The organism is Kitasatospora sp. NPDC052896 (genome assembly GCF_044547075.1).
Classification (GTDB): Bacteria; Actinomycetota; Actinomycetes; order Streptomycetales; family Streptomycetaceae; genus Kitasatospora.
Genome location: NZ_JBITZU010000024.1, coordinates 1 through 24,167 on the forward strand (window position 1 = coordinate 1; position 24,167 = coordinate 24,167).

A 24,167-nucleotide genomic window follows, 5' to 3' on the forward strand; every position below is an offset into this window, starting at 1 on the left:
TGCAGGGGGGACCCTGTGGGAGAGTAGGACGCCGCCGAACAATTTTTCTGAGAAGCCCCTTCCGGGAGACCGGGAGGGGCTTCTCGCATTTCCGGTGCCGTAGGGTCGGCCTATGGACGCTACGACGGGTACGGACACGGCGGGGACCACTCCCGCAGGGGAGCGGCGGTACACCAGGGCCATGGCGGCCGCCGGGGAGAGCAGGGTCATCGCGCGCGAGGTGCTGGCGCCGGAGCAGCGGGATGCCGCGCTGCGGGTGCTGGCCGCGGCGAGCCGGGTGGACGGCCGGGAGGCCGTCTCCGAGCAGGGCCGGCTGCGGCTGCGCGCCGCCGGAGCGGGCCGGGCGGGCGTCGTCCATCTGCTCCAGAGCATCGGGAGCGCCGAGAACGCCGAGAGCGCCGCGGCCGGTTACGCCCAGCTGGAGCTGCCGGCCGAGGCCACGGTCGGCCGGGCCACCGCCGAGCTGGTGGTGGCGCCCGAGCGGCGCGGCCATGGCCTCGGCCGGCAGCTGCTGGACGCCGTGCTGGCCGAGACCGCGGGCTCGGTGGACATCTGGGCCCACGGTGACCACCCGGCCGCCCGACGGCTGGCCGCGGAGTACGGCGCCGAGCTGGTTCGCGAGCTGCGGCAGCTGCGGCGTACCACCGTGCCCGGTGCCGAGCCGCTGGACGAGGTCCCGCTGCCGTCCGGGATCACCCTGCGGACCTTCCGCCCCGGCGAGGACGACGCGGCCTGGCTGGCGCTGAACGCGCTGGCCTTCGCCCACCACCCCGAGCAGGGCGCCTGGACCGCCCAGGACCTGGCCGACCGGATGGCCGAGCCGTGGTTCGACCCGGCCGGCTTCTTCCTGGCCGTCCGCGGCGACCGCCTGGTCGGCTACCACTGGACCAAGGTCCACCCGGCCACCGAGGCCGGACCCGAGCTCGGTGAGGTCTACGTGGTCGGCGTGGACCCGGCCGAGCAGGGCAGCGGGCTGGGCCGCGCGCTCACCGCCGCCGGTCTGCGCCACCTCGGCCGGGACCGCGGCCTGGACACCGTGCTGCTCTACGTGGACGCCGACAATCCGGCCGCGCTGCGGGTATATGAACGACTGGGGTTCACCATCCACGAGGTGGACCTGATGTACCGGGTACCGGAAGGGAAGAGCGTGGCCGAAGGGTCCGCCGGATAGCGGGCCTCGGGGCCGACGGCCTCAGCTTTCCTCCTGGCCATGCGGTGTTTACCGTGGGTTCAATAAGCGCCGCGAAGATCACAGGATGAAGTCCGTAGTGTCTCGCTCCCATAGCTCCGGCCACGCGGCCCGGGCCGGTCGGCTAGCGGCCGTACCGGGTCCTCGGCGCGGCCGGGCCGAGCGGACCCAGCACACGGAATCCCGGAGCGCTCGGACCTCAGGCCGCTGGAGGAGCTGGAACCGATGAGCATCCCCCGTCCCGTCCCCACCGGGGCAACAGGCACCACCGACACGGCCGGCCCGGCCATGGCGGCGACCGCCCGTCCGACGGCCGCCCACCCGGTCGGCCAGCCCGCCCTCTCGCTCGATCTCGACGAGTTCCCGGCGCTGGCCGGCCCGGGCACCGAGGAGCTGCCGCAGGGCCGCTTCCTGGACCGGGAGCGCAGCTGGCTGGCGTTCAACGAGCGGGTGCTCGAACTCGCCGAGGACCCGCGGATACCGCTGCTGGAGCGGACCAAGTTCCTGGCGATCTTCGCCAGCAACCTGGACGAGTTCTTCATGGTCCGGGTGGCCGGCCTGAAGCGCCGGATCGCCACCGGGGTGGCCCAGCGCAGCGCGTCCGGCCTGCAACCACGCGAGGTGCTGGACCTGATCTGGACCAGGTCGCGCGAGCTCATGGCCCGGCACGCGGCCGCGTTCCAGCAGGACGTGCTGCCCGACCTGGCCGCCGAGGGCATCGAGGTGGTCCGCTGGCCGGAGTTGGGCGACAAGGAGCAGGGCCGCCTGCACACCCTGTTCCGCCAGCAGATCTTCCCGGTGCTGACCCCGCTCGCGGTGGACCCCGCGCACCCGTTCCCGTACATATCGGGCCTGAGCCTGAACCTGGCGGTGGTGGTCCGCAATCCGGTCTCCGGCCACAAGCACTTCGCCCGGGTGAAGGTCCCGCAGTCCCTCTCGCGCTTCCTGGAGGCGTCGCCGCAGCGGTACGTCCCGCTGGAGGACGTGATGGGCGCGCACCTCGAGGAGCTCTTCCCGGGCATGGAGGTGCTCGCCCACCACGCCTTCCGGGTCACCCGCAACGAGGACCTGGAGGTGGAGGAGGACGACACCGAGAACATCCTCAAGGCCCTGGAGAAGGAGCTGATGCGGCGTCGGTTCGGCCCGCCGGTCCGGCTGGAGGTGGAGGAGTCGATCGACCCGTACATCCTCGACCTGCTGGTCCGCGAGCTGAACATCACCGAGGCGGAGGTCTTCCCGCTGCCCGGGCCGCTCGACCTGACCGGGCTGTTCGGGATCGCCGAGCTGGACCGGCCCGAGCTGAAGTACCCGAAGTTCGTGGCCGGCACCGCCCGCGGCCTGACCGACGTCGAGTCGGCCTCGCAGCCGGACATCTTCGCCGCCATGCGTGAGCGCGACGTGCTGCTGCACCACCCGTACGACAGCTTCTCCACCTCGGTGCAGGCCTTCCTGGAGCAGGCCGCGGCCGACCCGAACGTGCTGGCGATCAAGCAGACCCTGTACCGCACCTCCGGCGACTCGCCGATCGTGGACGCGCTGATCGACGCCGCCGAGTCCGGCAAGCAGGTACTGGTGCTGGTGGAGATCAAGGCGCGGTTCGACGAGCAGGCCAACATCAAGTGGGCCCGGAAGCTCGAGGAGGCCGGCTGCCACGTGGTCTACGGTCTGATCGGGCTGAAGACGCACTGCAAGCTGTCCCTGGTGGTCCGTCAGGAGGGCGACACGCTGCGCCGCTACGCGCACGTCGGCACCGGCAACTACCACCCCAAGACGGCCCGGCTCTACGAGGACCTCGGACTGCTCACCTCGGACCCGGAGGTCGGCGCCGACCTGTCCGACCTGTTCAACCGGCTCTCCGGCTACTCGCGCCGGGAGTCCTACCGGCGGCTGCTGACCGCCCCGCGGGGTCTGCGGGACGGCCTGCTGATGCGGATCCAGAACGAGATCGCGATGCACCGCGCCGGCCGACCGGCGTACGTGAAGCTCAAGGTCAACTCGATCGTCGACGAGGTGGTGATCGACGCGCTCTACCGGGCCTCCCAGGCGGGCGTGCCGGTGGACGTGCTGGTGCGCGGCATCTGCGCGATCCGACCGGGTGTGGTCGGGCTGAGCGAGAACATCCGGGTCCGCAGCATCCTCGGCCGGTTCCTGGAGCACTCCCGGGTCTTCGTCTTCGGCGGCGGCGGCGACCCGGAAGTCTGGTTCGGCAGCGCCGATATGATGCACCGTAACCTGGACCGACGGATCGAGGCGCTGGTCAGGGTGACCGACCAGGCGCACCGGGCCGAGCTGTCCCGGCTGATCGACCTCGGCATGGCCGACGACACCGCGTCCTGGCACCTGGGCCCGGACGGGGCGTGGACCCGGCACAGCCGGGACGCCGACGACCAGCCGCTGCGGGACATCCAGGACCTGCTCATCGACTCGCGCCAGCGCCGCCGGAGTTCCTCCAGCACGCTCTGACCATCCGTCACCTGCCCTGGGGGAACGGGGACCCACGACATGACTGACGCGCCCATGACGGCTCACGCGGCCACCGCGACCGCCGGCCAGGTGCTCTCCGGATATCTCACCGGCCAGGCCGGCGCGTTCCTGCGCGCCCTGCCGCAGGCGGTGGGCGAGGCGGGGGCCCGGCCCGGCGCCGTGCCGTCCGTCAACTCGCCCGGCGGCACGGCCAGTACCGGCGAGCTGCTGCGCGCGGTGAGACGGATCGGCGGGGCGCTGCACACCTTCGGCGCGCTGCTCGACCCGGCCTGGGCGCAACAGTCCCGGAGCGAACTGCGCTGGCTGCTCAACCTGTTGGCCCAGGAGCCCGGCTATCTGCGGCGCACCGCACGGCTGTTGGCCGCACTGGACTCGCTCAGTTCGACCGCGTCGCCCGGCGAGTCGCGCGGGCCGGGCATGCTGGCCGGCCACCAGGGCGCGCCGAAGGCCCGGGCGCTGCTGGAGCGGCAGCTGACGCTGGCCCGCACCCGGGCGCACAGCGTCGTGCTGCAGGAGCTTCGGTCGGCCCGGCTGCACGCGCTGGCGGACCGGATGACCCTGCTGGTGGGCGAGACCCCGCTGGTGGAGTCGGCCATGGGTCGGGCGGGGGAGGTGCTGCTGCCGCAGGCCTCGGCGGCCTTCACCGCGCTGGGGGCGGCCGTCCAGCGGCTGCCGTTGTCGCGGGCCACGGTGGCCTACCAGGGCGACGCGCTGCACCGGCTCGGGACGGCCGGGTCCGTTCCGGCCCAGGTGCCGGCCCAGGTACCGGCCCAGCCGCGTCCGGTGGCGGACGCGGACTCCGCGCTGGCGACCGACGACGCGCCGTGGCAGCGGGTGCGGATCCTGGTGAAGCGGGCCCGGTACGCGCTGGAGGTGTGCGGGCGGCCGGTGGCCGAGCTGGACGCCCTGAACGAGGTGCTGGACCGGCACCAGGACGCCACCGAGGCCGCCGTGACGGTGGCCACCGCCGCCCGCACGCCGCGGATCACCCCGGCGACCGCCTACGTGCTGGGGGTGGTGCATGCTGATCAACGACTTGAGGTCGAGTCCGCCCGGTACGCCTTCGGCCGGCAGTGGCCGACCCTCCCGCAGCACGGATGGCAGGAATGGGCGAGCGCCTGACAGGGGATGACCAGCGGCACCAGCCGCCCCGGATGGCGGTCGCCGGGACGGTGGACCGCGACGGGTCGGCCGACCGGGTCGAGCGGCGCAGGCTGCGCGAGGCCAGGCTGGGTGAGTCCGAGCTGCGGGACGGCGGGCCGCCCGGCGGCCGGACCGGCTCCGGCCACCCGACCGTCCCGGCGCCGGCCGGCCACCGCCCCGGCGCGCGGCACGACGGGCGGCCGAGCACGATCCTGGCGGCCGGCGCGGTGCTCTGGCGCCCGGGCGAGCCGCGCGCGGACGGCCGGGGTCGTCGCAAGCCGCGGATCGCGCTGATCCACCGGCCGAAGTACGACGACTGGAGCCTGCCCAAGGGCAAGCTGCACGCCGGGGAGAGCCCGGTGGAGGCGGCGGTGCGCGAGGTGGAGGAGGAGACCGGGCTGGTCTGCCGGCTGGTCGCGCCACTGCCCGCGCAGTACTACCTGGCGAACGGGCGGCCCAAGGAGGTGCGGTACTGGGCGGCGGTGCCGGTGCGCGGGGAGTTCCGGCCGAACCGGGAGGTGGACCGGATGAAGTGGCTCAAGCCGGGCAAGGCGCGGGCCCGGCTGACCCACGCCCGGGACCGGGAGCTGGTCGACGCCCTGCTGGAGCGTCTGGCCGAGGTGGGGGACGCCTGGTTGGCACCCGGATGGTCGGTGCCGTTCCCGGGATGAGTCACCCGGTTGGGCGTGTCTTGGCCGAACCCTTGCCGTGATGCAACCGTGACTACCGGACCGTGTTTCCTGGTAGCCCTTCGAGGTTCACTCTCCGTTCATTTGCGACCGGCTGATGCGTCACCTGCTCGGCCTAGCTTCGGTCCTACCGGAGGGCCGGCGCGGCCCCGGACCACAGCAGGTCCGTCCGTCCGACCGCCCCAGAGCAGGTCAGGCGCGCGGCGGACGGCCAAAGAAAGGGACACCCTGTGAAGCTCCAGCGGAACGGCCGCACCAAGGCCCTCGCAATCGGTGCCGTGGCGCTCGTCAGCTCGCTGTCGCTCGCGGCCTGCGGCTCCGACAACAACTCCACCGCCTCCTCGGGTGGTTCGTCCGCCCCGGCCGCCTCGATCACCTGCGCCAGCAAGCAGGCGGGCCTGCTGGGTGCCGGCTCGACCGCCCAGGGCAACGCGATCGACGTGTGGAAGAACGCCTTCGGGTCCGCCTGCTCCGGCAGCACCATCACCTACAACGGTGTCGGCTCCGGTGCCGGTGTCCAGCAGTTCAACCAGGGCAAGGTCGCCTTCGCCGGCTCCGACTTCGCGCTCAAGGCGTCCGACATCGACGCCTCGAAGCAGGTCTGCACCGGTGGCGGTCAGGCCATCGACCTGCCGATGGTCGCCGGCCTGGTCTCGATCGTCTACAACGTCCAGGGCGTGAGCCACCTGGTGCTGGACGGCCCGACCACCGCGAAGATCTTCGACTCGCAGATCACCAAGTGGAACGACCCGGCCATCGCCGCCCTCAACCCGGGCGTCAACCTGCCGGACGCGCAGATCCAGACCTTCCACCGCTCGGACGACTCCGGCACCACCTACAACCTGACCTCGTACTTCGCCAAGACCTCCGGCGGCGCCTGGAGCTACCCGGCGAACAAGACCTGGGCGGGCAAGGGCGGCCAGTCGGCCTCCGGCAGCGCCGGTGTCTCCGCGCAGATCAAGCAGGTCCCGAACTCGATCGGCTACGTCGAGCTCTCCTACGCGCAGATCAACAACCTGCAGAGCGCCAGCATCTCCACCGGCGCCAGCAAGCCGGTCGACCCGACCGCCGCCAACGCCGCGACCACGCTGGCCAACTCCACGGTGATCGGCACCGGCAACGACCTGGCGCTGCAGCTCGACTACGGCACCAAGGCCGAGAACGCCTACCCGATCGTCCTGGTGACCTACGAGATCGCCTGCGACAAGGGCAACAAGCCCGACACGCTGGACACCCTGAAGTCCTTCCTCAACTACACCGCCAGCGACTCCGGCCAGCAGGCCATCGCCAGCAAGGGCTACGTGCCGATGCCCTCCGCCATCAGCGACAAGGTCAAGGCCGAGATCGGCCAGCTGAGCTAATTCAGGCACCGAGAGGTCGATGGGCGGTCCCGTAAGGGGGAACGGGACCGCCCACCGACCTGTCACCGGCCCACCGGCCGAAACCACCGAAAGACCGTCCGGGGCACCGCCGCCATGGAGCCGCCCCCACCGGGGCAGCACCGCCAGACCGGAGTACCAACCTCATGACTTCCACACCACCCGATTCCCCCGGCCCTGACTCCGACGTGGGCAGGGACGCCGCCGCCGGCGGCAGTTCCCTGAAGGGCAAGGGCCGTCTCGGCGACAGTCTCTTCTTCGGCGCCTCCGCCGGGTCCGGGATCCTGCTGCTGGTCATCATGGCCGCCATCGCGGGCTTCCTGCTCTACCGCAGCGGACTGGCCATCAGCAAGGACCAGACCAACTTCCTGACCACCTTCGGGTGGGACCCGGACAACATCACCAAGCCCAGCTTCGGCATCGCCGTGCTGGCCTTCGGCACCGTGGTCAGCGCCCTGGTCGCGATGCTGATCGCGGTTCCGGTGGCGATCGGGATCGCGCTGTTCATCTCGCACTACGCGCCGCGCCGGATCGCCCAGCCGTTCGCCTACCTGGTCGACCTGCTGGCCGCCGTGCCCAGCATCGTCTACGGCCTGTGGGGCGCGCTCTTCCTGGTGCCGCACCTGAACGGGCTGAACAGCTGGCTGAACACCTACCTGGGCTGGACCTACGTCTTCAAGCAGACCCAGATCGGCCCCGCCCGCAACCTGTTCACCTGTGGCATCCTGCTGGCCATCATGATCCTGCCGATCATCACCGCGGTCAGCCGCGAGGTCTTCCGCCAGGTGCCGCGGATGCACGAGGAGGCGGCGCTGGCGCTGGGCGCCACCCGCTGGGAGGTGATCCGCACGGCGGTGCTGCCGTTCGGCCGCCCCGGCATCATCTCGGCCTCGATGCTCGGCCTCGGCCGCGCGCTCGGCGAGACCATCGCGGTCGCCACCGTGCTCTCCGCCTCGTCCACCCTCTCGCTGCACCTGCTGGACGCGGGTGGCGGCACCTTCGCGCAGAACATCGCGCTGAAGTTCGGTGAGGCCGGTAACGTCGGAAAGGACGCGCTGATGGCCTCCGGCCTGGTGCTGTTCCTGATCACCCTGCTGGTGAACGGCGGCGCCCGGCTGATCATCGCCCGCCGCAAGGAGTACTCGGGGGCCAACGCATGACCACGATCGCCAAGACCACGGACACCCCGCCGGCTCCCCGACTGAGTCAGCGGCTCACCACCGCGCGGCTGCCGCGCTGGGCCCCGGCCGGCGTGGCCGTGCTGTCCATCGCGCTGGGCTGCGCCCTGGGCGCGGGCTTCGGCCTCACCAGCCACCTGCAGTGGGGCCTGATCTCCGCGCTGCTCTACGTGGTGATCGGCTACGGCCTCTCGGCCAAGGTCGAGGGCGGTCGGCAGGCCCGCGACCGGCTGGCCACCTCGCTGGTCTGGGTGGCCTTCATCCTGGCCGTCGTCCCGCTCGCCTCGCTGGTCATCTACACCATCCAGCAGGGCGCCGGCGTGGTGAACGGCAACTTCCTGACCCACTCCATGAAGGGCGTGCTCTCCTCCGGCCCGGGTGGCGGCGTCTACCACGCGCTGCTCGGCACCCTGGAGCAGGTCGGCCTGGCCAGCCTGATCGCCGCGCCGGTCGGTCTGCTGACCGCGGTCTACCTGGTCGAGTACGGCCGGGGCCGGCTCGCCAAGGTGGTCACCTTCTTCGTCGACGTGATGACGGGTGTCCCGTCGATCGTCGCCGGTCTGTTCGTCCTCTCCGTCTGGAACATCGCGCTGGGCTTCCAGTACTCCGGCTTCTCGGGCAGCCTGGCGCTGTCGATCCTGATGATGCCGGTGGTCGTGCGCTCCACCGAGGAGATGCTCAAGCTCGTCCCGAACGAGCTGCGCGAGGCCTCGTACGCGCTCGGCGTGCCCAAGTGGAAGACCATCCTGCGGATCGTCATCCCCACCGCGATCGGCGGTATCACCACCGGTGTGATGCTGGCGGTCGCCCGCATCACGGGTGAGACCGCCCCGGTGATGATGTTGGTGTTCGGTGCCGACTTCATCAACGGCAACCCGTTCCAGGGTCCGCAGCAGTCCCTGCCGCTGTACATCTGGCAGCAGTACGCGATGGTCGACAACGACTTCGGCTACGCCCGGGCCTGGGGCGCCGCGCTGGTGCTGATCGCCTTCGTGATGGCGCTCAACCTGATCGCCCGGGGCGTCGCACGCTGGCGCTCGCCGAAGTCCGGCCACTGACCGACCGACTGACGTACGTAAAGACGAGAGAAGACGAAAGATCATGGCGAAGCGCATCGACGTCAGCGGACTGTCGGCCTACTACGGCGGGACCAAGGCCATCGAGGACATCTCGATGACCGTCGAGCCCCGCTCGGTGACGGCCTTCATCGGTCCCTCCGGCTGCGGCAAGTCCACCTTCCTGCGGACCCTCAACCGGATGCACGAGGTGATCCCCGGTGCCCGGGTCGAGGGCAAGGTGCTGCTGGACGACGAGAACCTCTACGGCCGGGACGTCGACCCGGTGGCGGTCCGACGGACCGTCGGGATGGTCTTCCAGCGCCCCAACCCGTTCCCCACCATGTCGATCTACGACAACGTGGTGGCCGGCCTGCGGCTGGCCGGGGTGAAGAAGAAGGCCGTGCTGGACGGCGTGGTGGAGAGCTCGCTGAAGGGCGCCAACCTCTGGAACGAGGTCAAGGACCGGCTGAACAAGCCGGGCGCCGGGCTCTCCGGCGGCCAGCAGCAGCGGCTCTGCATCGCCCGGGCGATCGCGGTCGAGCCGCAGGTGCTGCTGATGGACGAGCCCTGCTCGGCCCTGGACCCGATCTCCACCCTCGCGATCGAGGACCTGATCGGCGAGCTCAAGTCGCGGTTCACCATCGTGATCGTCACCCACAACATGCAGCAGGCGGCCCGGGTCAGCGACCGCACCGCCTTCTTCAACCTGGCCGGGGTGGGTCAGCCCGGCAAGCTGATCGAGCTGGACGACACCCAGCGGATCTTCTCCAACCCGTCCGTGCAGGCCACCGAGGACTACATCTCCGGCCGCTTCGGCTGAGCCGCGGCCGCGGATGCGAGCTGCTCTGCGGTGCTGCATGGCGGTGCCGCCGCAGGGCATGAAGAAGGGCCCGCCCCCGGGACGCGGGGGCGGGCCCTTTTCTGGTCGGACCGGTCGGATCAGCCGATCAGCCGGTCGGTGATCCAGTAGGCCAGGGCGGCGACCCCGGCCGCGGCCGGCATGGTGATGAACCAGCCGAGCACGATGTTCTTGGCCACCCCCCAGCGGACCGCGCGGACCCGCTTGGTGGCGCCCACGCCCATGATCGCCGAGGTGATCACGTGGGTGGTGGAGATCGGCGCGGTGAAGACGTACGAGGTGATGTACATGATCGCCGCGGAGGTGCTCTCGGCGGCGAAGCCCTGCGGCGGGTCCAGCTCGATGATCTTGCGACCGAGGGTCCGCATGATCCGCCAGCCGCCCGCGTAAGTGCCCAGCGACAGCATGGTGGCGCAGGAGATCTTCACCCAGATCGGGATCCCGTTGCCGTGCTGGTGGCCCGAGATGGTCAGCGCCATGACCACGATGCCCATGGTCTTCTGGGCGTCCTGCAGACCGTGGGCGAGTGCCATCGCGGCGGCCGAGGCGGTCTGCGCGACCCGGAAGTTGCGCTTGGCCCGGTGCGGGTTGGCCCGCCGGAAGATCCACAGGATGGCCAGCATCACCAGGTAGCCGGCGATCAGGCCGACGATCGGCGAGATCACCATCGGCAGGATGATCTTCTCGATCACGCCGTGCCAGATCACCGTGGTGCCGCCGGCCAGCGCCGCGCCGACCAGGCCGCCGAAGAGCGCGTGCGAGGAGGAGGAGGGCAGGCCGAAGTACCAGGTGGTCAGGTTCCAGGCGATCGCGCCGACCAGCGCGCCGAAGAGGATGGTCATCCCCTTGCTGCCGTGCGGGGTCTCGACCAGCCCCTTGGAGACGGTCTGCGCCACTCCGCTGCCGAGGAAGGCACCGGCCAGGTTCATCACCGCGGCCATCGCCAGCGCGGCCTTCGGGGTCAGCGCCCGGGTGGAGACCGAGGTGGCGATGGCGTTCGCCGAGTCGTGGAACCCGTTGGTGTACGTGAAGAAGAAGGCCACGCCGATGACGGCGATGAGTGCTGCCATGTCCACGCTGGTCAGGACTCCTTGACGGCGATGGTCTCCACCGTGTTCGCCACGTGCTCGAAGGCGTCGGCGGCCTCTTCCAGCACGTCGACCACCTGCTTGAGCTTGAGCACCTCGATCGCGTCGTACTGGCCGCTGAACAGGTGGGCGAGCAGCTTGCGGTGGATCTGGTCCGCCTGGTTCTCCAGCCGGTTGATCTCGATCCAGTACTCGTTCAGGCCGGCCATGCTGCGCAGGCTGGGCATCGCGGCGGCGGTCAGCTCGGCGGCCCGGGCCAGCACCTCGATCTGCTGCTCGACACCGGCCGGCAGGGTCTCGATGTCGTAGAGGACGACCAGGTCGACGGCCTCCTCCATGAAGTCCATGATGTCGTCCAGCGACGAGGCGAGGCTGTAGATGTCCTCGCGGTCGAAGGGCGTGATGAAGGAGGAGTTCAGCTGGTGGAAGATCGCGTGGGTGGTGTCGTCGCCCGCGTGCTCGGCGGCGCGCATGCGCTCGACGATCTCCGCGCGGGTGGACAAGTCTGAGCCCAGCAGTTCCAGCAGGAGCTTCGAGCCGACGACCAGGTTCTCCGCGGCGGCGGCGAACATGTCGTAGAAGCTCGTCTCCTTCGGGGTCAGGCTAAAACGCACGGAAATCTCCGATGTGCGGGGGACGGACTGAACGATGCTAGGTGCTCCGCGCCGGAATTGCGCAAACGGGTCAGCGGGGTGAACACGGGGGAGCCTCAGTCTGGCGGAAGCCCGGGGGGATTGCCGTGGTGCTGGGCGCGGTGCTCGGTCGAGCCGCTCGGACGGGGTAACCCGCCGGCGTCGCCGGTGCGGGACACTGGGGGGCACCGGCGGCGATCGGCCGCGCAGCACGAGAAACGGGGCAGGCCGATGACCACCGAGAGCACCGGCACCGCGAGCGGCAGTACCGCGAACGGCGTGACCGAGCGCGCCGGTACCGCCCAGCACCAGGGGCCGCACGGCTACAGCGCGCACAAGGCGGACCACCTCAAGCGGCTGCGCCGGATCGAGGGTCAGGTCCGCGGGTTGCAGCGGATGGTCGAGGAGGACGTCTACTGCATCGACATCCTCACCCAGGTCTCGGCGGGCACCAAGGCGCTGCAGTCCTTCGCCCTCGCGCTGCTGGAGGAGCACGTCAAGCACTGCGTGGCGGCGGCCGCCGAGGAGGGCGGGCCGGAGATGGACCAGAAGGTGGCCGAGGCGATGACCGCGATCAGCCGGCTGCTGCGGAGCTGACCGGCCCGCCGCCCTCGCCGTCGGTGGCCTGCTGGGCCTGCTGGAGCAACACCTCGTCGATCCGGGCGGTGGGCAGCCGCTCGTCGGTGCTGGCGGTGGCGGCGATCATCAGCTCGCCGGCCAGCTCGATCTCGTCGAGGGCCGCGCTGTCGTGGCCGATCCTTCGGTCCGCGGAGGACGACACCCTGCACCACCCCTTCAGCGCCCTGCACCCACCGGGCGGCAGCCACCCGGGTCCCAGCCTAGAGAGTGCCGGGAGCCCACCACATGGCACGGACGGGCCATCTCTGCCACCGAATCGGGTGGGCTGCCGCCCCCGACACCTCAGTTCTGCGGGCTGGCGGAGGAGTCCTGCAGCTGGACCACGTCGGCGGCGGGCGGCTCGGAGACGTTCACCGGCTGCCCGAACCCGCTGAGCGTCACCGTCGAGGTGACCTTGACCTGGTCCTTGGCATTGCTGGAACCGGCGACCCCGGCGAAGGTGAACACCTCGGTCACCCGGCGCAGCCGGCCCTGGGCGTCCAGCCAGACGTCGTACGGGACCGCCTTGACGGTGAAGGTGTTGGCCGCCATCCGCAGCCCGTAGGCGCCGGCGCCGCCGGTCGCGTCGGCGGCCTTGGCCAGGTCCAGGGTGCCCTTGTAGTGCTTGACGGCGACCCCGTCCACGGTGTCGTCGCCGACCAACTGGGCCTGCTGGACGCCGCGCAGCGCCCCGGCGGCGTCGGCCGGGTCGGTCGCGCCGTTGCTGATCAGGTTGCCGTCGGCGAGCTGCCGGACGTCCAGCTTGACCCACTTGCCGGCCGGCACCTTGGCGCCGCTGTTCTGCAGGAAGACGATGCCGGGCTCGACCACCTCGACCACCGGGCCGTTGGTCGCGGCGCCCGGCGGGACGGTCACCTGCAGCCGGCCGATCCGCTTGGTGTAGTCGTAGGTCCCGGTGCCGGTGAACGAGGCCTGCTTGTTGGCGGACTCGGTGGTCAGCTGGGTGGCCGCCTGGGCGGAGCCGGCGTGGCCGGTGAGTTCGGCGGCGTTGCGCACCGCCGTCAGCGGGTCGGCGGCCAGCGTGTCGGGTCCGCTGCTCTTGACGGCGTCCGCCGCGTCGGCCGAGCCGCCGGAGCCGCCACCGCCGCCCGAGCAGCCCGCCAGGGAGACGGTCAACAGGGCGGCCACCGCCGCCGAGCCGAGGATCTGTGCGCCGCGACGCTGCGACTGGATCATGCTGTTCTCAACCCCCTCGGGCCCGGGCCCGGCACGCCGCCGCCCCTGCTGGGCACGGCCTCACTGCCCCAACGAGCCGACGGCGGTCGGGTTACGAGCGGACCGGCGCGCGTAGGGCTTCGCGCGCCGGGGGCCGTGCGGGTTACCGTGAACGACGTGCGTAAGGAGTCGTCGGCCTGGACCGACCCCCCTGCCCTCCCGAGCGGCGCCGTCCCCGCCGAGCACCGGGCGGAGGTCGCCGAGCGCGGGTCGTTCGCCCTCGCCAGCTGCAGCTGCGGCTGGTTCGCGCCAGCCCGACGCTCCCGGGACAAGGCCCGCCGGGACGCCCGGGAACACCTCGACCAGCCCGACTGAACCCGCTGCCGGACTCAGGCCGCCAGGTCGGACTCGGGGGCGCGCTCGGTGCGCGCCGGGGGCGCCGCCGGACCGCGCCGGCGCCGCCGCGAGCCGCCGCTGTCGGCCGGCCCGGGCCGCTGCGCGGTGATCAGCGGCGCGGCCGCCGTTCTGGTCACCGCGTGGCAGAACGGCACCAGCACCGCCATCGCGATCGGTGCCAGCAGCAGCACCACCGCGGCCGCCAGCGCGTAGCCGCCCAGCACGTCGGTGGGGTAGTGCACACCCATGAACATCCGGCAGAAGCCCTGCAGCAGGGCGAGTCCGCCGGCGATCGCGCCGAGCCGGCGGTTCACCAGGAAGAGCGCCACCGCGAAGGCCATCGAGATGGTCGAGTGGTCGCTGACGAAGGAGTGGGTGCCGGCCTTGCCGGCCACCAGCACGTCCAGCCCGGGGTGGTCCACGAACGGGCGCGGCCGGGCGACGATCGCGGCGATCGGCAGGTTGGCGAGCTCGGCGAGGCCCACCGAGATCGGGGCCCACAGCACGCCGGCCACCGCGACCGGGGCGTCCGGCCGGCGACGGGCCTGCAGCCAGCCGACCAGACAGAGCAGCAGCAGGCCGATCAGGATGCCGTACTCGCCGGTCCAGGAGACCAGGTGGTCGAACCAGCCGGGGGCCACCTTGGCCCAGCCGTTGATGGTGTAGAGGAGGCTGACGTCCGGATTGCTGGTGTCGGCCAACAGCGTCGACACGCCGTACCTCCTGGAATCTGCCGTCTGATCAGTTCGTGGTCCGTCCGTCCCGGCCGTGCGTTCCTGTCACAGGACGGAACTTCTGCCACGGGAGGGAACTTCTGCCGCAGGACAGAACGAGACATCCGGCGCACAGCGTTCCACGAGGACACGCTGTTATGGAAACTTGACCAGACGGGCACAACTCCGGCACGCCGTCACGCGTCTGCTGACCGTCGATCAGGTGTGTCCCGGGTCCGAGCCGCCGGTGATGGTCCCGTCCGCACCGCGCTGCGGCAGCGCGCTGGCGCCGTCCGGAGTGACCCGGGTGGCGCCGATGTAGTCCGGTTGGTCGATCTTGTCATAGCGGATCACCGCCCCGGTGTGCGGCGCGTTGATCATGTAGCCGCCGCCGACGTAGATCCCGACGTGGTGGATAGTGCGCGGGTCGTTCAGGTCGGTGGCGAAGAAGACCAGGTCGCCGGGGCGGAGTTGGTCGCGGGACGGGTGCGGGCCGGCGTACCACTGGTCGTTGGCCACCCGGGGGAGGCTGATGCCCACCGAGGCGAAGGCGGCCTGGGTCAGCCCGGAGCAGTCGAACTGGCCGTTCTGCGAGGGGAGCCCCTCACCGCCCCACAGGTACGGGGTGCCCAGCTTGGTCTGCGCGAAGTAGATCGCGCCGGAGGCCTGCGGGGAGACCACCAGGGTGCTGGCCGGGGCCTGCGCGGCGAAGCTGACCATCAGTGACTTGATCGAGCGGACGTAGCCCTGGGTCTCCTGGTAAGGCGGGACGCCCCGGTGGGCGATCACCGCGTAGGGGCCGGCGTTGTAGGCGGCCAGCAGGTTGTCCTGCGGGTCGCCGGGGACGGTGGCGGTGTCCTGGGCGAGGGCGCAGTCGTAGTTGGCGGCGGCGGGGATCGCGTCGGCCGGGTTCCAGATGTCCTTCTTGCCGTCACCGGTGGCGTCCACGCCGTAGGTTGCCCAGGTGTCCGGCATGAACTGGGCGATGCCCTCGGCGCCCACGCTGCTGCGGGCCGTCGGGTCGAAGCCGCTCTCCTGGTAGAGCTGTGCGGCCAGCATGGGCGGCGAGATCTGCGGGCACCTGGTGCCCCACTGCTGGATCAGTGCCTGGTAGGCGGCCGGAACGGTGCCCGGTGCGAGCGTCAGACCACCGCCGGTGCCGCCGAGTTGGACCGCTCCGCTGGCCGCGTACGTGCCGACGCCGATCACGCCGAGGAAGCCGAACGCAACAGCTCCCGCCAAGGCCGCTGTCCGCAGGCCGTTCCGGAGTACCATCAGCACCATCCCGATGCACTGTCAGAGCGCTTGTGTCCCACGGACAGAGCCTCCGGCTCGGCACCGGAACGCATATGCCCCCCGCATGCGCCAGTCTGTTCCACCGAAGCCCCCACCAGTCTGCGGCAAGGCGTTGCCCAGTGCAATCATCGGAGATACAAAGAGTGAGCGCTATCCTAACTACGGTGGTCATCCTGGCGTACAAGCCCGATGCCGCGCGACCAATCCACCAGAAGTAGCCAAGTCGACATCAGATCTGGCCAAGAATGGGTCCCAGCCCTTCGCGCGACCCCGCTGGGGGGCCTTGAATTTGCCTGACCGGGCGGTGAGACAGGAATGCACTTGAGCGACGTAGTCAGCAGGGTGGGTGGCACGGTGGGTGGCTATGCCCGCAGCTACCTGATCGCGGATCCGACCCCCGCCCCCAGTAGCGGTAAGGGCAATATCAACACCATTATCGGTGGGATCGCCCCGGATTGGGGTCCTTTCTCGACCCTCGGGTCCGAGGCGCGGGTCATGGTGGAGGTCGTGATGGCGGTGGCCATCCTGGCCTGCCTGGCCATCGCGGTCTGGGGGGCCGCCAAGCAGCGGATCGGGGCCACCGCGATGCGCGACACCTTCAGTGCCGAGCAGGGCAAGGGGCTGATCATCGCCGGGCTGACCGGCGTGTTCATCATTGGATCGTTGGGCACTCTGTTCACCATTGTCTACGGCATGTCCATCTGACGACCAGATAGTCAGTCCAGAGCATGCCGGGCTGGACGACCCGCTACCGGGGTGCCCCCGGACCGCAACCCCGGAGCCTCCACCGGCTCCCCGTCCCAGGAGGGCCGCCGTGCCGTTGCCCGACGACCAGCCGCACACCAGGACGCGGCTGCCGGTCGGCGAACAGTCCTCCGGCCAGCCTTCACTCCGTCAGTCCAGGCCACTGCGCACCCTGCTGACGGTGCTGGTGGTGGTGACCCTGCTGGTGGTCGCCATCTCCATCGCCAACCACAACGGGAGCCTGGCCGGCGGCGGGTCGGCCGGCCCGTCCGGCGCGGCCGCCCCACCACCGCCGGGCGGCTCGGCGGCCACTGCGGCCAGCGGCGTACAGCCCGTCAACACCACCACCAACGGCATCGCCACCGGGTACCCCGACACCGATCAGGGTGCCCAGTCGGCCGCCGCCAACTACGCCGTCGCGCTGGGTGGCACGGACATGTTCCGGGCCGACGGGCGGCGGGCGGTACTCACCGCCATCGCCGACCCGTCCGCGCTCGGCGCCCTGCAGACCCGGCTCGACCAGGCGATCACCCCCGACGTGCTGAGCCAGTACGGCCTCGACGCGCAGGGCAACGCCCCGCAGGGGCTCACCTTCGTCAGCCGGGCCGTGCCGGTCGGTACCCGCACCGACGGGTACACCGCGACCGCGACCAAGGCCATGGTGTGGTGCGTGGGGCTGGGCGGGCTGGCCGGGACCAGCTCCACCAAGCCGGTCGCCGAGAACTGGTACACCCTCACCCTCAGCCTGCACTGGACCGGCACGGACTGGAAGCTCACCGACTACGGTCGGCAGAACGGGCCCGCCCCGGTCCCGGCGGACCAGCAGGCCGCCAGCGCCGACGAGATCACCAGCGCCGTCCAGCAGTTCGGAGGCTTCCGCTATGCCCGCTGACGGCTCCGCCCGGTCCTTCCTCCGCCGCGCCGGCCGCCTGGGTGCGGCGCTGGCGGTCATGCAGCTCGCGGCGCTGCTGACGGCCCAACGGGTGTTCGCGGCGCCGGGGGCTCCGTCGCCGTCACCGTCCGCGGCCAACACCAACTGCCCGAGCATCCCCTTCGCGAACGACGGGATCCTCTGCGTCAACAGTCCTGGCAGCGCCACCATCCCCGGCACCTCCGGGGTCGGCTCCGTCACCGATCCGCTCGGGTCGCTCGCCAAGGGCTGTGCGCAGGCCGCCGCGTGGGTGGTGCGGAGCCTGTCGGGGGCGATCGACGGCACCACGCAGGTGGACTTCACCAACAGCGCGTTCCTCCAGCAGTACGCGGTGGTCTTCGCCGCCTCGACGGTGGTCACCCTGGTGCTCTGGCTGCTCGCGGTGACCAAGCGGGCGGTCCGCGGCGCGCCGCTCACCCAGGCGATCTCGGAGGCGATCGGCTTCCTCTGGCTCACCGTGGTCGCCTCCGCGTTCACCCCGCTGATCCTGTACACCGTGGTCAGTGCGACCGACGGCCTCACCGCGGCCATCGCGGCCGGCACCAAGTCCGACACCGGCACCTATCTGGGCGGGTTCGCCAACACCCTGGAGAACGGTTCGATCGGCGGTGGCCCGCTGATCCTGATCCTGGTCTCGCTGGTGGCCGTGCTGGCCGCCGCGGTGCTCTGGATCGAGCTGTGGATCCGGACCGCGATGCTGTACGTGGGCGCGCTGCTCGGCACCGCGGTCTACGCGGGCCTGGTGGACAAGCAGCTGTGGAAGCACGTCCGGCGCTGGGCCGGCCTGATGGCCGCCGTGGACCTGGCCAAGCCGGTGATCGTGATCATCCTGGGGCTGGCCGGCGCGGTGGCGATGGGCTCCGGCGCCTCGGACGACTTCGCCCGGGTGATCGCCGGACTGGCCATCCTCGCCCTCTCGATCTTCACCAGCGGCGCCATCTACCGTTTCGTGCCGGGCTTCGGCGACGAGATGATGCACCTGCGGAACGCCCGGGCCAGCGCGGTGTCGGCCGGTTCGGCGATGATCAACGGTCCGGCCAACCTGGTCAAGCAGGGCATCTCGACGCACGGCTCGCGCGGTGGCGTGGAGGCGGCCTCGCCGAGCGGCGGCGCTGGCGGCGCCGGGTCGGTGGCCACCGGCATCGCCGCGCACGGCTCGCGAACTCCGTCGGCCCCACCGGTGCCGCCCCCGGCGGCGCCGCCGGCGCAGAATCCAGCGAAGGGAGGGTGACGCACCATGAGCAGTGAACCGTTCGGCCAGTACGGTGGGCCGTACGCCCAGCCATACGTGCACCAGCGCCGCACCTATCTGATCGGGAAGTCCCGGCCCAACGCGCCGATCGGCCGCAACCGGGAGTCCGGCGAGATCCTTCTGATCATCTTCGGTGCCTTCCTGGGCATGATGTGGGGCCTGCTGATGCCGATCCTGTCGCTGCGGATCGCCGGCCTGGTCGGCTTCCCGCTGCTGGCGATCGCCGCGGTCTACATCCCGTACCGGCGTCGGACGTTCTACAAGTGGGTGGAGATCAACCGCAGCTACCGGCGGACGGTGCGCAGCGGCCGTGCGGTCTGGCAGTCCACGGCGATGGACGCCGGCACCCGGCTGGACGGCCGGGAGGTGGAGGTCGGCCCGCCGCCCGGGGTGGGCCGGCTGCGCTGGCTGAGCGCTCCGTTCGGGCCGGACGAGGTCGGGGTGCTGATGCACCTGGAGCGGCGCACGGTGACCGCGGCGATCGAGATCGAGGGCCCGGGCGTCGGTCTGCGCGACTCGGAGGACCAGGAGGCGCTGGTCGACCGGTTCGGCACGCTGCTCAAGCACGTCGCCAACGGGGACGGCTTCGTGACCCGGTTGCAGATCCTGGCCCGCACGCTGCCCGCCGACCCGGACGCGCACGCCAAGGACGTCGAGCGGCGCGGCGACCACAACGCCCCGCGCTGGCTGCAGGACTCGTACGACCAGTTGCAGTCGATGGTGTCGACCTCGTCCGAGCAGCACCGGGCCTACCTGGTCGCCTGCATGCACTACACCCGGGACCTCGCGGCCGAGGCGCACGCCATGGGCCGCACCGCGAACGGGCGGCGGGTCCGCGACGACGACGGGCTGGCCGCCGTGATGGCGCGCGAACTGACCGACATCTGCGCGCGCCTGGCGGAGGCCGACATCCGGGTCCGGCAGCCGCTGGGCCAGGCCCGGCTCTCCTCGCTGCTGCACTCGATGTACGACCCGGACCACCCGATCGACCACATCCAGGCGATGAGCCGGCGCAACGCCTGGCCGGCCGAGCTGGACGCCACCCACCCGCAGTACCTGCAGGCCAAGACCCGCGAGTCGCAGACCCGGGAGCCCTGGTGCCACGCCACCGCCTGGGTGAAGGAGTGGCCGCTCACCCCGGTCGGCGTCAACTTCCTGGCGCCGCTGCTGGTGCACACCCCGGACGTGATCCGCACGGTCGCCGTCACGATGGACCTGGAGCCCACCGACGTGGCCATCGAGCGGATGCTCACCGAGAAGACGAACGACGAGGCGGAGGCCAGCCGGGCCGCCAAGATGAACCGCACGGTGGACCCGCGCGACCTGGCCCACACCGGCCGGGTCGACCAGCGCGGCGACGACCTGGCCTCCGGCGCGGCCGGGGTCAACCTGGTCGGCTACATCACGGTCTCCTCCCGCAACCCCGAGGCGCTGGCCCGCGACAAGCGGACCATCCGGGCCTCGGCCGGCAAGAGCTACCTCAAGCTGGAGTGGTGCGACCGCGAGCACCACCGGGCGTTCGTCAACACCCTGCCGTTCGCCACCGGCATCCGCCGCTGATCCTGGGGGTCCGATGGTCTCTCCGCTCACCTCCCTGACCGACGCCTTCACCAGCCTGATGTTCGGCAAGGTGGAGACCACCCGGTTGCCGGTCCGCACCTCGACCGGCCAGGCCCAGGCGGTCTACCTGCCCACCGCGGCACCGGGGTTGGGGGACTCGGGGGTGATCATCGGCCGCGAGGTCTACAGCGGGAAGGGGTACGTCTACGACCCGTTCCAGCTCTACGGGCAGCAACTCCCGGCCCCGCACTGGCTGGTGCTCGGTGAGTCCGGCAACGGCAAGTCGGCGCTGGAGAAGACCTACGTGCTGCGCCAACTGCGTTTCCGCGACCGGCAGGTGGTGGTGCTGGACGCGCAGGGCGAGGACGGCGTCGGCGAATGGAACCTGATCGCCGACGCGTTGGGGATAAAGTCCATCCGGCTGGACCCGATGGCGGCCCGGGACGGTGGGGTCAAGCTCAACCCGCTGGACCCGGCGATCACCACCACCGGCCAGCTCTCGCTGCTGCGGACCATCATCGAGGTCGCGATGGGCCGCGGTCTGGAGGAGCGGGCCGGGTTCGCGCTGAAGGCCGCCCACGCGCACGTCCGGGCCACCGTGACGGACCGCCAGCCGATCCTGGGCGACATCATCGACACCCTGCGCAAGCCCGACCTCTCCTCGGTGGAGTCGCTCGGGGTCGCGCCGGGGGACGTCCAGTCCTGGGGGCTGGACGTGGCGCTGGTGCTGGACCGGCTGGTCGACGGTGACCTGCGCGGCATGTTCGACGGCCCGACCAGCATCGGCATCGACCTGGACGCGCCGCTGATCGTCTTCGACCTCTCGCACATCGACCGCAACTCGATCGCGATGCCGATCCTGATGGCGATCGTCGGCGTCTGGCTGGAGCACACCTGGATCCGCCCCGACCGGAAGAAGCGGATCTTCCTGGTCGAGGAGGCCTGGCACATCATCAACAGCCCGTTCGTGGCGCAGCTCTTCCAGCGGCTGCTGAAGTTCGGCCGCCGGCTCGGGCTGTCCTTCGTCGCGGTGGTCCACCACCTCTCGGACGTGGTGGACGGCGCGGCGGCCAAGGAGGCCTCGGCGATCCTCAAGATGGCCTCCACCCGGACCATCTACATGCAGAAGGCCGACGAGGCCAGGGCCACCGGGCGGGTGCTCGGCCTGCCACGCTGGGCGGTGGAGATCATCCCGACCCTGTCGCCGGGCATCGCGGTCTGGGACGTCAACGGCAACGTCCAGGTGGTGAAGCACATCATCACCGAGGCCGAACGGCCGCTGGTCTACACCGACCGCGCGATGACCGAGGACGCGGTGGCCGAACGGATCCGCGCCGAGCGGCAGCTGGAGGCCGAGCCGGGGGTCTGACCCCCCGGCCGGAACGACCCCGGCTCAGATCGCCGGGTGACCCTCGGGCAGTGGCGGCGGCGCCGGCGGGGTCTCCGGGGTGCCGGGCAGCCGCATGGTGGCGAGGGCGCCGGGACCACCGTCCCCGGCCGGGCCGAGCGAGACCTGACCGCCGCTGGCCTCCACGGTCTGCGCGACGATCGACAGGCCCAGCCCCGAGCCCGGCAGCTGCCGGGAGGACGGCGAGCGCCAGAACCGGTCGAAGACGTACTGCAGCTCCTCGGTCGGGATTCCCGGGCCGTGGTCGCGCACGGTCAGCTGGCCGCCGCGCAGCCGGACCTCGACCGGGGCGCCCGGCGGACTGTACTTCACCGCGTTGTCCAGCAGGTTCATCACGGCCCGCTCCAGCGCGGCCGCGTCGGCCCGGACGTACCAGGGCTGCAGCTCGACCCGGAAGTCCAGCCCGGGCCCGCGCAGCTTGCCGCGTTCGACCGCCCGCGCGGCGATCTCGTGCATGGCGACGGTGGCCACGTTCTGGCCGGGGCGCGGCGAGTCCGGCTTGGAGAGCTGGAGCAGGTCGCCGATCAGCAGGGTCAGTTCCTGCATCTGCGCCTTCATGTTGCCGAGCAGCTTGGCGCGGGTGGCCGGCGGCAGCGGGCGGCCGGTCTGGTCGCTGCGGATCAGCAGGTCGACGTTGGTGCGCAGCGAGGTGAGCGGGGTGCGCAGCTCGTGGCCCGCGTCGGCGATCAGCCGGGTCTGCAGGTCACGCGAGTTGGCCAGCGCGGTGCTCATCGAGTTGAACGAGCTGGCCAGCCGGGCGATCTCGTCGTTGCCGTGCACCGGGATGGTGGTGCCGACCTCCTCGGTGCGGGCGATGTGCTCGACCATCTCGCTGAGCTCGTGCACCGGCTTGAGCCCGGCACGGGCGACCACTCGGCCGGTGAACCCGGCGCCGAGCGCGCCGAGCGCGGCGACCGCGACCAGCAGGAAGGCGAGGTCGCGCAGCGAGTGCTCGGTGCTGGTCAGCGAGATCGCGCTGAGCAGGATGACCGGGCCGGTGTTGGGGTCGTTGACCATCACCACCCGCACCTCGACCGGGGTGCCGTTGACGAAGCTGCCGGAGCGGTAGGTGGCCTGGCCGGGGGAGTAGCCGACCGCGCTCAGGTCGGAGGGCTGGATGTTGATGCCCTGGGTGGAGTCGCCCAGGAGACAGACCGACGAGCCGTCCGGCGCGACCAACTGGGTACTGGCCTGGTCGGTCACCGACGGCGCGGGCGGTTTGCCGGCGGTGCCGCCGCCGGTCTGCGTGCCGCCGCCGGGCAGCCACGGCTTCACCGGGTGGGCCGCCGCGTTCGCCACGGCCGCCGCCTGGGCGGCGACCGGGTTGTCCCGGCAGAAGTCCCCCTTCGGCGTGGCGAAGATGCTGGGCTTCCGGGTCGCGGTGGCCAGGTTCTGCCTGACCTGGGTGTACAGCCGGTCCTTGAGCACGAACCAGCAGGCCACCGAGCAGAGCGCGATGGCCACCGCCACGGCGGCCGCCGTCAGGATGGCCAGCCGGCTGCGCAGCGAGCGGTCGTGGTACCAGCGGGAGACCCGCCCCCGCCGTCTTGTCTCCGTGGTCATGACTCTCAGGCCGCCGTGCCCGCGGGCGCGCGCAGGGCGTAGCCGACGCCACGGACCGTCTGGATCAGGCGCGGCATGCCGCCCTGCTCGGTCTTGCGGCGCAGGTACATCACGTAGACGTCCAGCGAGTTGGAGGAGGGTTCGAAGTCGAAGCCCCAGACCGCCTTGAGGATCTGCTCACGGGTGAGCACCTGGCGCGGGTGCGCCAGGAACATCTCCAGCAGCATGAACTCGGTCCGGGTCAGCTCGACCGGCCGGCCGTCCCGGGTGACCTCCCGGGTGGCGGTGTTCATCCGCAGGTCGGCGAAGGCGAGCACCTCGGAGTCGTCCTCGACCGCGGTGGCCCGGGCCGCGGCCTCGGCGGCGAGCGCGTTGCGCCGGAGCAGGGCGCGGACCCGGGCGAGCAGCTCGTCGAGTTCGAACGGCTTGGCGAGGTAGTCGTCCGCACCCACGTCCAGGCCGGTGACCCGGTCGCCGACGGCGTCCCGCGCGGTGAGCATCAGCACCGGCGCGGTGTCGCCGCGCGAGCGCATCCGGCGCACGGCCGTGAGGCCGTCCATCCGGGGCATCATGATGTCGAGCAGCACCAGGTCGGGCTTCTCGCGCTCGACGGCGTCCAGCGCCTCGTAGCCGTCGGTGGCGGTGCTGACCTCGTAGCCCTCGAAGGCGAGGCTGCTCTCCAGTGCGTCCCGCAGGGCGGGCTCGTCGTCGACCACGAGCAGGCGCGCTGGAGCGCCCGGCTGCTCGGCAGGAGTGCGGTCGTCGGCGGGAGGAGTCATCGGCGGTGGGCCCTCTCTTGTTTCGGAAGGGG

The 24,167-nt window shown here is 71.3% G+C and carries 23 protein-coding genes; 15 read left to right on the forward strand and 8 right to left on the reverse strand.

Going from position 1 to position 24,167, the window contains the following annotated elements; translation table 11 throughout:
• Positions 1-181 precede the first annotated feature (181 nt).
• The 8 genes from mshD (at position 182) to pstB (ending at position 9,940) form a co-directional block, all read left to right on the forward strand.
• The gene (gene mshD, locus ACIGXM_RS30450) at positions 182-1,171 is read left to right on the forward strand and encodes a mycothiol synthase (protein WP_396566514.1); all 990 of its coding nucleotides are present in this window, start codon (positions 182-184) and stop codon (positions 1,169-1,171) included.
• Between the two features lie 306 nt (positions 1,172-1,477).
• Positions 1,478-3,652, forward strand: coding sequence for an RNA degradosome polyphosphate kinase (locus ACIGXM_RS30455; protein WP_396566710.1), 2,175 nt, complete (start codon positions 1,478-1,480; stop codon positions 3,650-3,652).
• A gap of 39 nt (positions 3,653-3,691) precedes the next feature.
• Positions 3,692-4,795, forward strand: a complete 1,104-nt coding sequence (locus tag ACIGXM_RS30460; protein WP_396566516.1) for a CHAD domain-containing protein — start codon at positions 3,692-3,694, stop codon at positions 4,793-4,795.
• 230 nt (positions 4,796-5,025) lie between these two features.
• Positions 5,026-5,487, forward strand: a complete 462-nt coding sequence (locus ACIGXM_RS30465; protein ID WP_396566712.1) for an NUDIX hydrolase — start codon at positions 5,026-5,028, stop codon at positions 5,485-5,487.
• Positions 5,488-5,735: 248 nt separating this feature from the next.
• Entirely contained in the window at positions 5,736-6,866 is a 1,131-nt protein-coding gene (gene pstS, locus ACIGXM_RS30470; RefSeq protein ID WP_396566518.1) for a phosphate ABC transporter substrate-binding protein PstS, read from the forward strand.
• Between the two features lie 164 nt (positions 6,867-7,030).
• Entirely contained in the window at positions 7,031-8,044 is a 1,014-nt protein-coding gene (pstC, locus tag ACIGXM_RS30475) for a phosphate ABC transporter permease subunit PstC (protein ID WP_396566520.1), read from the forward strand.
• Positions 8,041-9,120: a phosphate ABC transporter permease PstA gene (gene pstA, locus ACIGXM_RS30480; RefSeq protein WP_396566521.1), complete on the forward strand. Its 1,080-nt coding sequence runs from the start codon at positions 8,041-8,043 to the stop codon at positions 9,118-9,120. Before pstC ends, pstA begins: the two co-directional genes overlap by 4 nt.
• 43 nt (positions 9,121-9,163) lie before the next feature.
• Positions 9,164-9,940: a phosphate ABC transporter ATP-binding protein PstB gene (gene pstB, locus ACIGXM_RS30485; RefSeq protein ID WP_396566523.1), complete on the forward strand. Its 777-nt coding sequence runs from the start codon at positions 9,164-9,166 to the stop codon at positions 9,938-9,940.
• Between the two features lie 119 nt (positions 9,941-10,059).
• Here the strand turns inward: pstB and ACIGXM_RS30490 are convergent, their stop codons facing one another.
• On the reverse strand, positions 10,060-11,055 hold the full coding sequence (locus tag ACIGXM_RS30490) for an anion permease (protein ID WP_396566525.1): 996 nt from the start codon (positions 11,053-11,055) through the stop codon (positions 10,060-10,062).
• Positions 11,056-11,060: 5 nt separating this feature from the next.
• The gene (locus ACIGXM_RS30495; protein ID WP_396566527.1) at positions 11,061-11,681 is read right to left on the reverse strand and encodes a DUF47 domain-containing protein; all 621 of its coding nucleotides are present in this window, start codon (positions 11,679-11,681) and stop codon (positions 11,061-11,063) included.
• Positions 11,682-11,930: 249 nt separating this feature from the next.
• Between ACIGXM_RS30495 and ACIGXM_RS30500 the strand changes: the two genes are divergently transcribed.
• Positions 11,931-12,296: a metal-sensitive transcriptional regulator gene (locus tag ACIGXM_RS30500; RefSeq protein ID WP_396566529.1), complete on the forward strand. Its 366-nt coding sequence runs from the start codon at positions 11,931-11,933 to the stop codon at positions 12,294-12,296.
• Here the strand turns inward: ACIGXM_RS30500 and ACIGXM_RS30505 are convergent.
• A complete protein-coding gene (locus ACIGXM_RS30505) occupies positions 12,274-12,480 on the reverse strand; it encodes a hypothetical protein (protein ID WP_396566531.1) in 207 nt (68 codons plus the stop codon). The two genes, ACIGXM_RS30500 and ACIGXM_RS30505, sit on opposite strands and share 23 nt — an antisense overlap.
• Before the next feature lie 140 nt (positions 12,481-12,620).
• Positions 12,621-13,514, reverse strand: a complete 894-nt coding sequence (locus tag ACIGXM_RS30510) for a hypothetical protein (RefSeq protein ID WP_396566533.1) — start codon at positions 13,512-13,514, stop codon at positions 12,621-12,623.
• A gap of 156 nt (positions 13,515-13,670) precedes the next feature.
• Between ACIGXM_RS30510 and ACIGXM_RS30515 the strand changes: the two genes are divergently transcribed.
• Positions 13,671-13,868 carry a hypothetical protein gene (locus tag ACIGXM_RS30515; RefSeq protein ID WP_396566535.1) on the forward strand — a complete coding sequence of 66 codons (198 nt, stop codon included), beginning with the start codon at positions 13,671-13,673 and terminating at the stop codon, positions 13,866-13,868.
• Positions 13,869-13,882: 14 nt separating this feature from the next.
• On the opposite strand, the gene ACIGXM_RS30520 is transcribed toward ACIGXM_RS30515, so the two are convergent.
• Entirely contained in the window at positions 13,883-14,602 is a 720-nt protein-coding gene (locus ACIGXM_RS30520) for a phosphatase PAP2 family protein (RefSeq protein WP_396566537.1), read from the reverse strand.
• Positions 14,603-14,821: 219 nt separating this feature from the next.
• Positions 14,822-15,877 carry an NlpC/P60 family protein gene (locus tag ACIGXM_RS30525; protein WP_396566714.1) on the reverse strand — a complete coding sequence of 352 codons (1,056 nt, stop codon included), beginning with the start codon at positions 15,875-15,877 and terminating at the stop codon, positions 14,822-14,824.
• A 402-nt stretch (positions 15,878-16,279) separates the two neighbouring features.
• On the opposite strand from ACIGXM_RS30525, the gene ACIGXM_RS30530 reads away from it, so the two are divergent.
• From ACIGXM_RS30530 to ACIGXM_RS30550, 5 genes are all read left to right on the forward strand, one after another.
• Positions 16,280-16,603, forward strand: coding sequence for a hypothetical protein (locus ACIGXM_RS30530; RefSeq protein WP_396566716.1), 324 nt, complete (start codon positions 16,280-16,282; stop codon positions 16,601-16,603).
• 109 nt (positions 16,604-16,712) lie between these two features.
• Complete coding sequence (locus ACIGXM_RS30535) at positions 16,713-17,534, forward strand: hypothetical protein (protein WP_396566539.1); 822 nt, start codon at positions 16,713-16,715, stop codon at positions 17,532-17,534.
• Positions 17,524-18,804: a hypothetical protein gene (locus ACIGXM_RS30540; protein ID WP_396566541.1), complete on the forward strand. Its 1,281-nt coding sequence runs from the start codon at positions 17,524-17,526 to the stop codon at positions 18,802-18,804. The genes ACIGXM_RS30535 and ACIGXM_RS30540 overlap by 11 nt, the downstream gene beginning before the upstream one ends.
• A 6-nt stretch (positions 18,805-18,810) precedes the next feature.
• Positions 18,811-20,385, forward strand: a complete 1,575-nt coding sequence (locus ACIGXM_RS30545) for an SCO6880 family protein (protein WP_396566543.1) — start codon at positions 18,811-18,813, stop codon at positions 20,383-20,385.
• A 13-nt stretch (positions 20,386-20,398) separates the two neighbouring features.
• Positions 20,399-21,754 (forward strand): ATP-binding protein, encoded by a 1,356-nt coding sequence (locus ACIGXM_RS30550; RefSeq protein ID WP_396566545.1) that lies wholly within the window; start codon positions 20,399-20,401, stop codon positions 21,752-21,754.
• A 24-nt stretch (positions 21,755-21,778) separates the two neighbouring features.
• On the opposite strand, the gene ACIGXM_RS30555 is transcribed toward ACIGXM_RS30550, so the two are convergent.
• Positions 21,779-23,356 (reverse strand): sensor histidine kinase, encoded by a 1,578-nt coding sequence (locus tag ACIGXM_RS30555; protein WP_396566547.1) that lies wholly within the window; start codon positions 23,354-23,356, stop codon positions 21,779-21,781.
• A 5-nt stretch (positions 23,357-23,361) separates the two neighbouring features.
• Positions 23,362-24,135, reverse strand: coding sequence for a response regulator transcription factor (locus ACIGXM_RS30560; protein WP_396566549.1), 774 nt, complete (start codon positions 24,133-24,135; stop codon positions 23,362-23,364).
• Positions 24,136-24,167 lie beyond the last annotated feature (32 nt).

Bases quoted from the DNA above. Each gene is read 5' to 3' on its own strand.
- mshD (WP_396566514.1), top strand. From the start codon at position 182: ATGGCGGCCGCCGGGGAGAGCAGGGTCATCGCGCGCGAGGTGCTGGCG.
- ACIGXM_RS30455 (WP_396566710.1), top strand. From the start codon at position 1,478: ATGGCGGCGACCGCCCGTCCGACGGCCGCCCACCCGGTCGGCCAGCCC.
- ACIGXM_RS30460 (WP_396566516.1), top strand. From the start codon at position 3,692: ATGACTGACGCGCCCATGACGGCTCACGCGGCCACCGCGACCGCCGGC.
- pstC (WP_396566520.1), top strand. From the start codon at position 7,031: ATGACTTCCACACCACCCGATTCCCCCGGCCCTGACTCCGACGTGGGC.
- pstA (WP_396566521.1), top strand. From the start codon at position 8,041: ATGACCACGATCGCCAAGACCACGGACACCCCGCCGGCTCCCCGACTG.
- pstB (WP_396566523.1), top strand. From the start codon at position 9,164: ATGGCGAAGCGCATCGACGTCAGCGGACTGTCGGCCTACTACGGCGGG.
- ACIGXM_RS30500 (WP_396566529.1), top strand. From the start codon at position 11,931: ATGACCACCGAGAGCACCGGCACCGCGAGCGGCAGTACCGCGAACGGC.
- ACIGXM_RS30510 (WP_396566533.1), bottom strand. From the start codon at position 13,514: ATGATCCAGTCGCAGCGTCGCGGCGCACAGATCCTCGGCTCGGCGGCG.
- ACIGXM_RS30525 (WP_396566714.1), bottom strand. From the start codon at position 15,877: ATGGTACTCCGGAACGGCCTGCGGACAGCGGCCTTGGCGGGAGCTGTT.
- ACIGXM_RS30540 (WP_396566541.1), top strand. From the start codon at position 17,524: ATGCCCGCTGACGGCTCCGCCCGGTCCTTCCTCCGCCGCGCCGGCCGC.
- ACIGXM_RS30545 (WP_396566543.1), top strand. From the start codon at position 18,811: ATGAGCAGTGAACCGTTCGGCCAGTACGGTGGGCCGTACGCCCAGCCA.
- ACIGXM_RS30550 (WP_396566545.1), top strand. From the start codon at position 20,399: ATGGTCTCTCCGCTCACCTCCCTGACCGACGCCTTCACCAGCCTGATG.
- ACIGXM_RS30555 (WP_396566547.1), bottom strand. From the start codon at position 23,356: ATGACCACGGAGACAAGACGGCGGGGGCGGGTCTCCCGCTGGTACCAC.
- ACIGXM_RS30560 (WP_396566549.1), bottom strand. From the start codon at position 24,135: ATGACTCCTCCCGCCGACGACCGCACTCCTGCCGAGCAGCCGGGCGCT.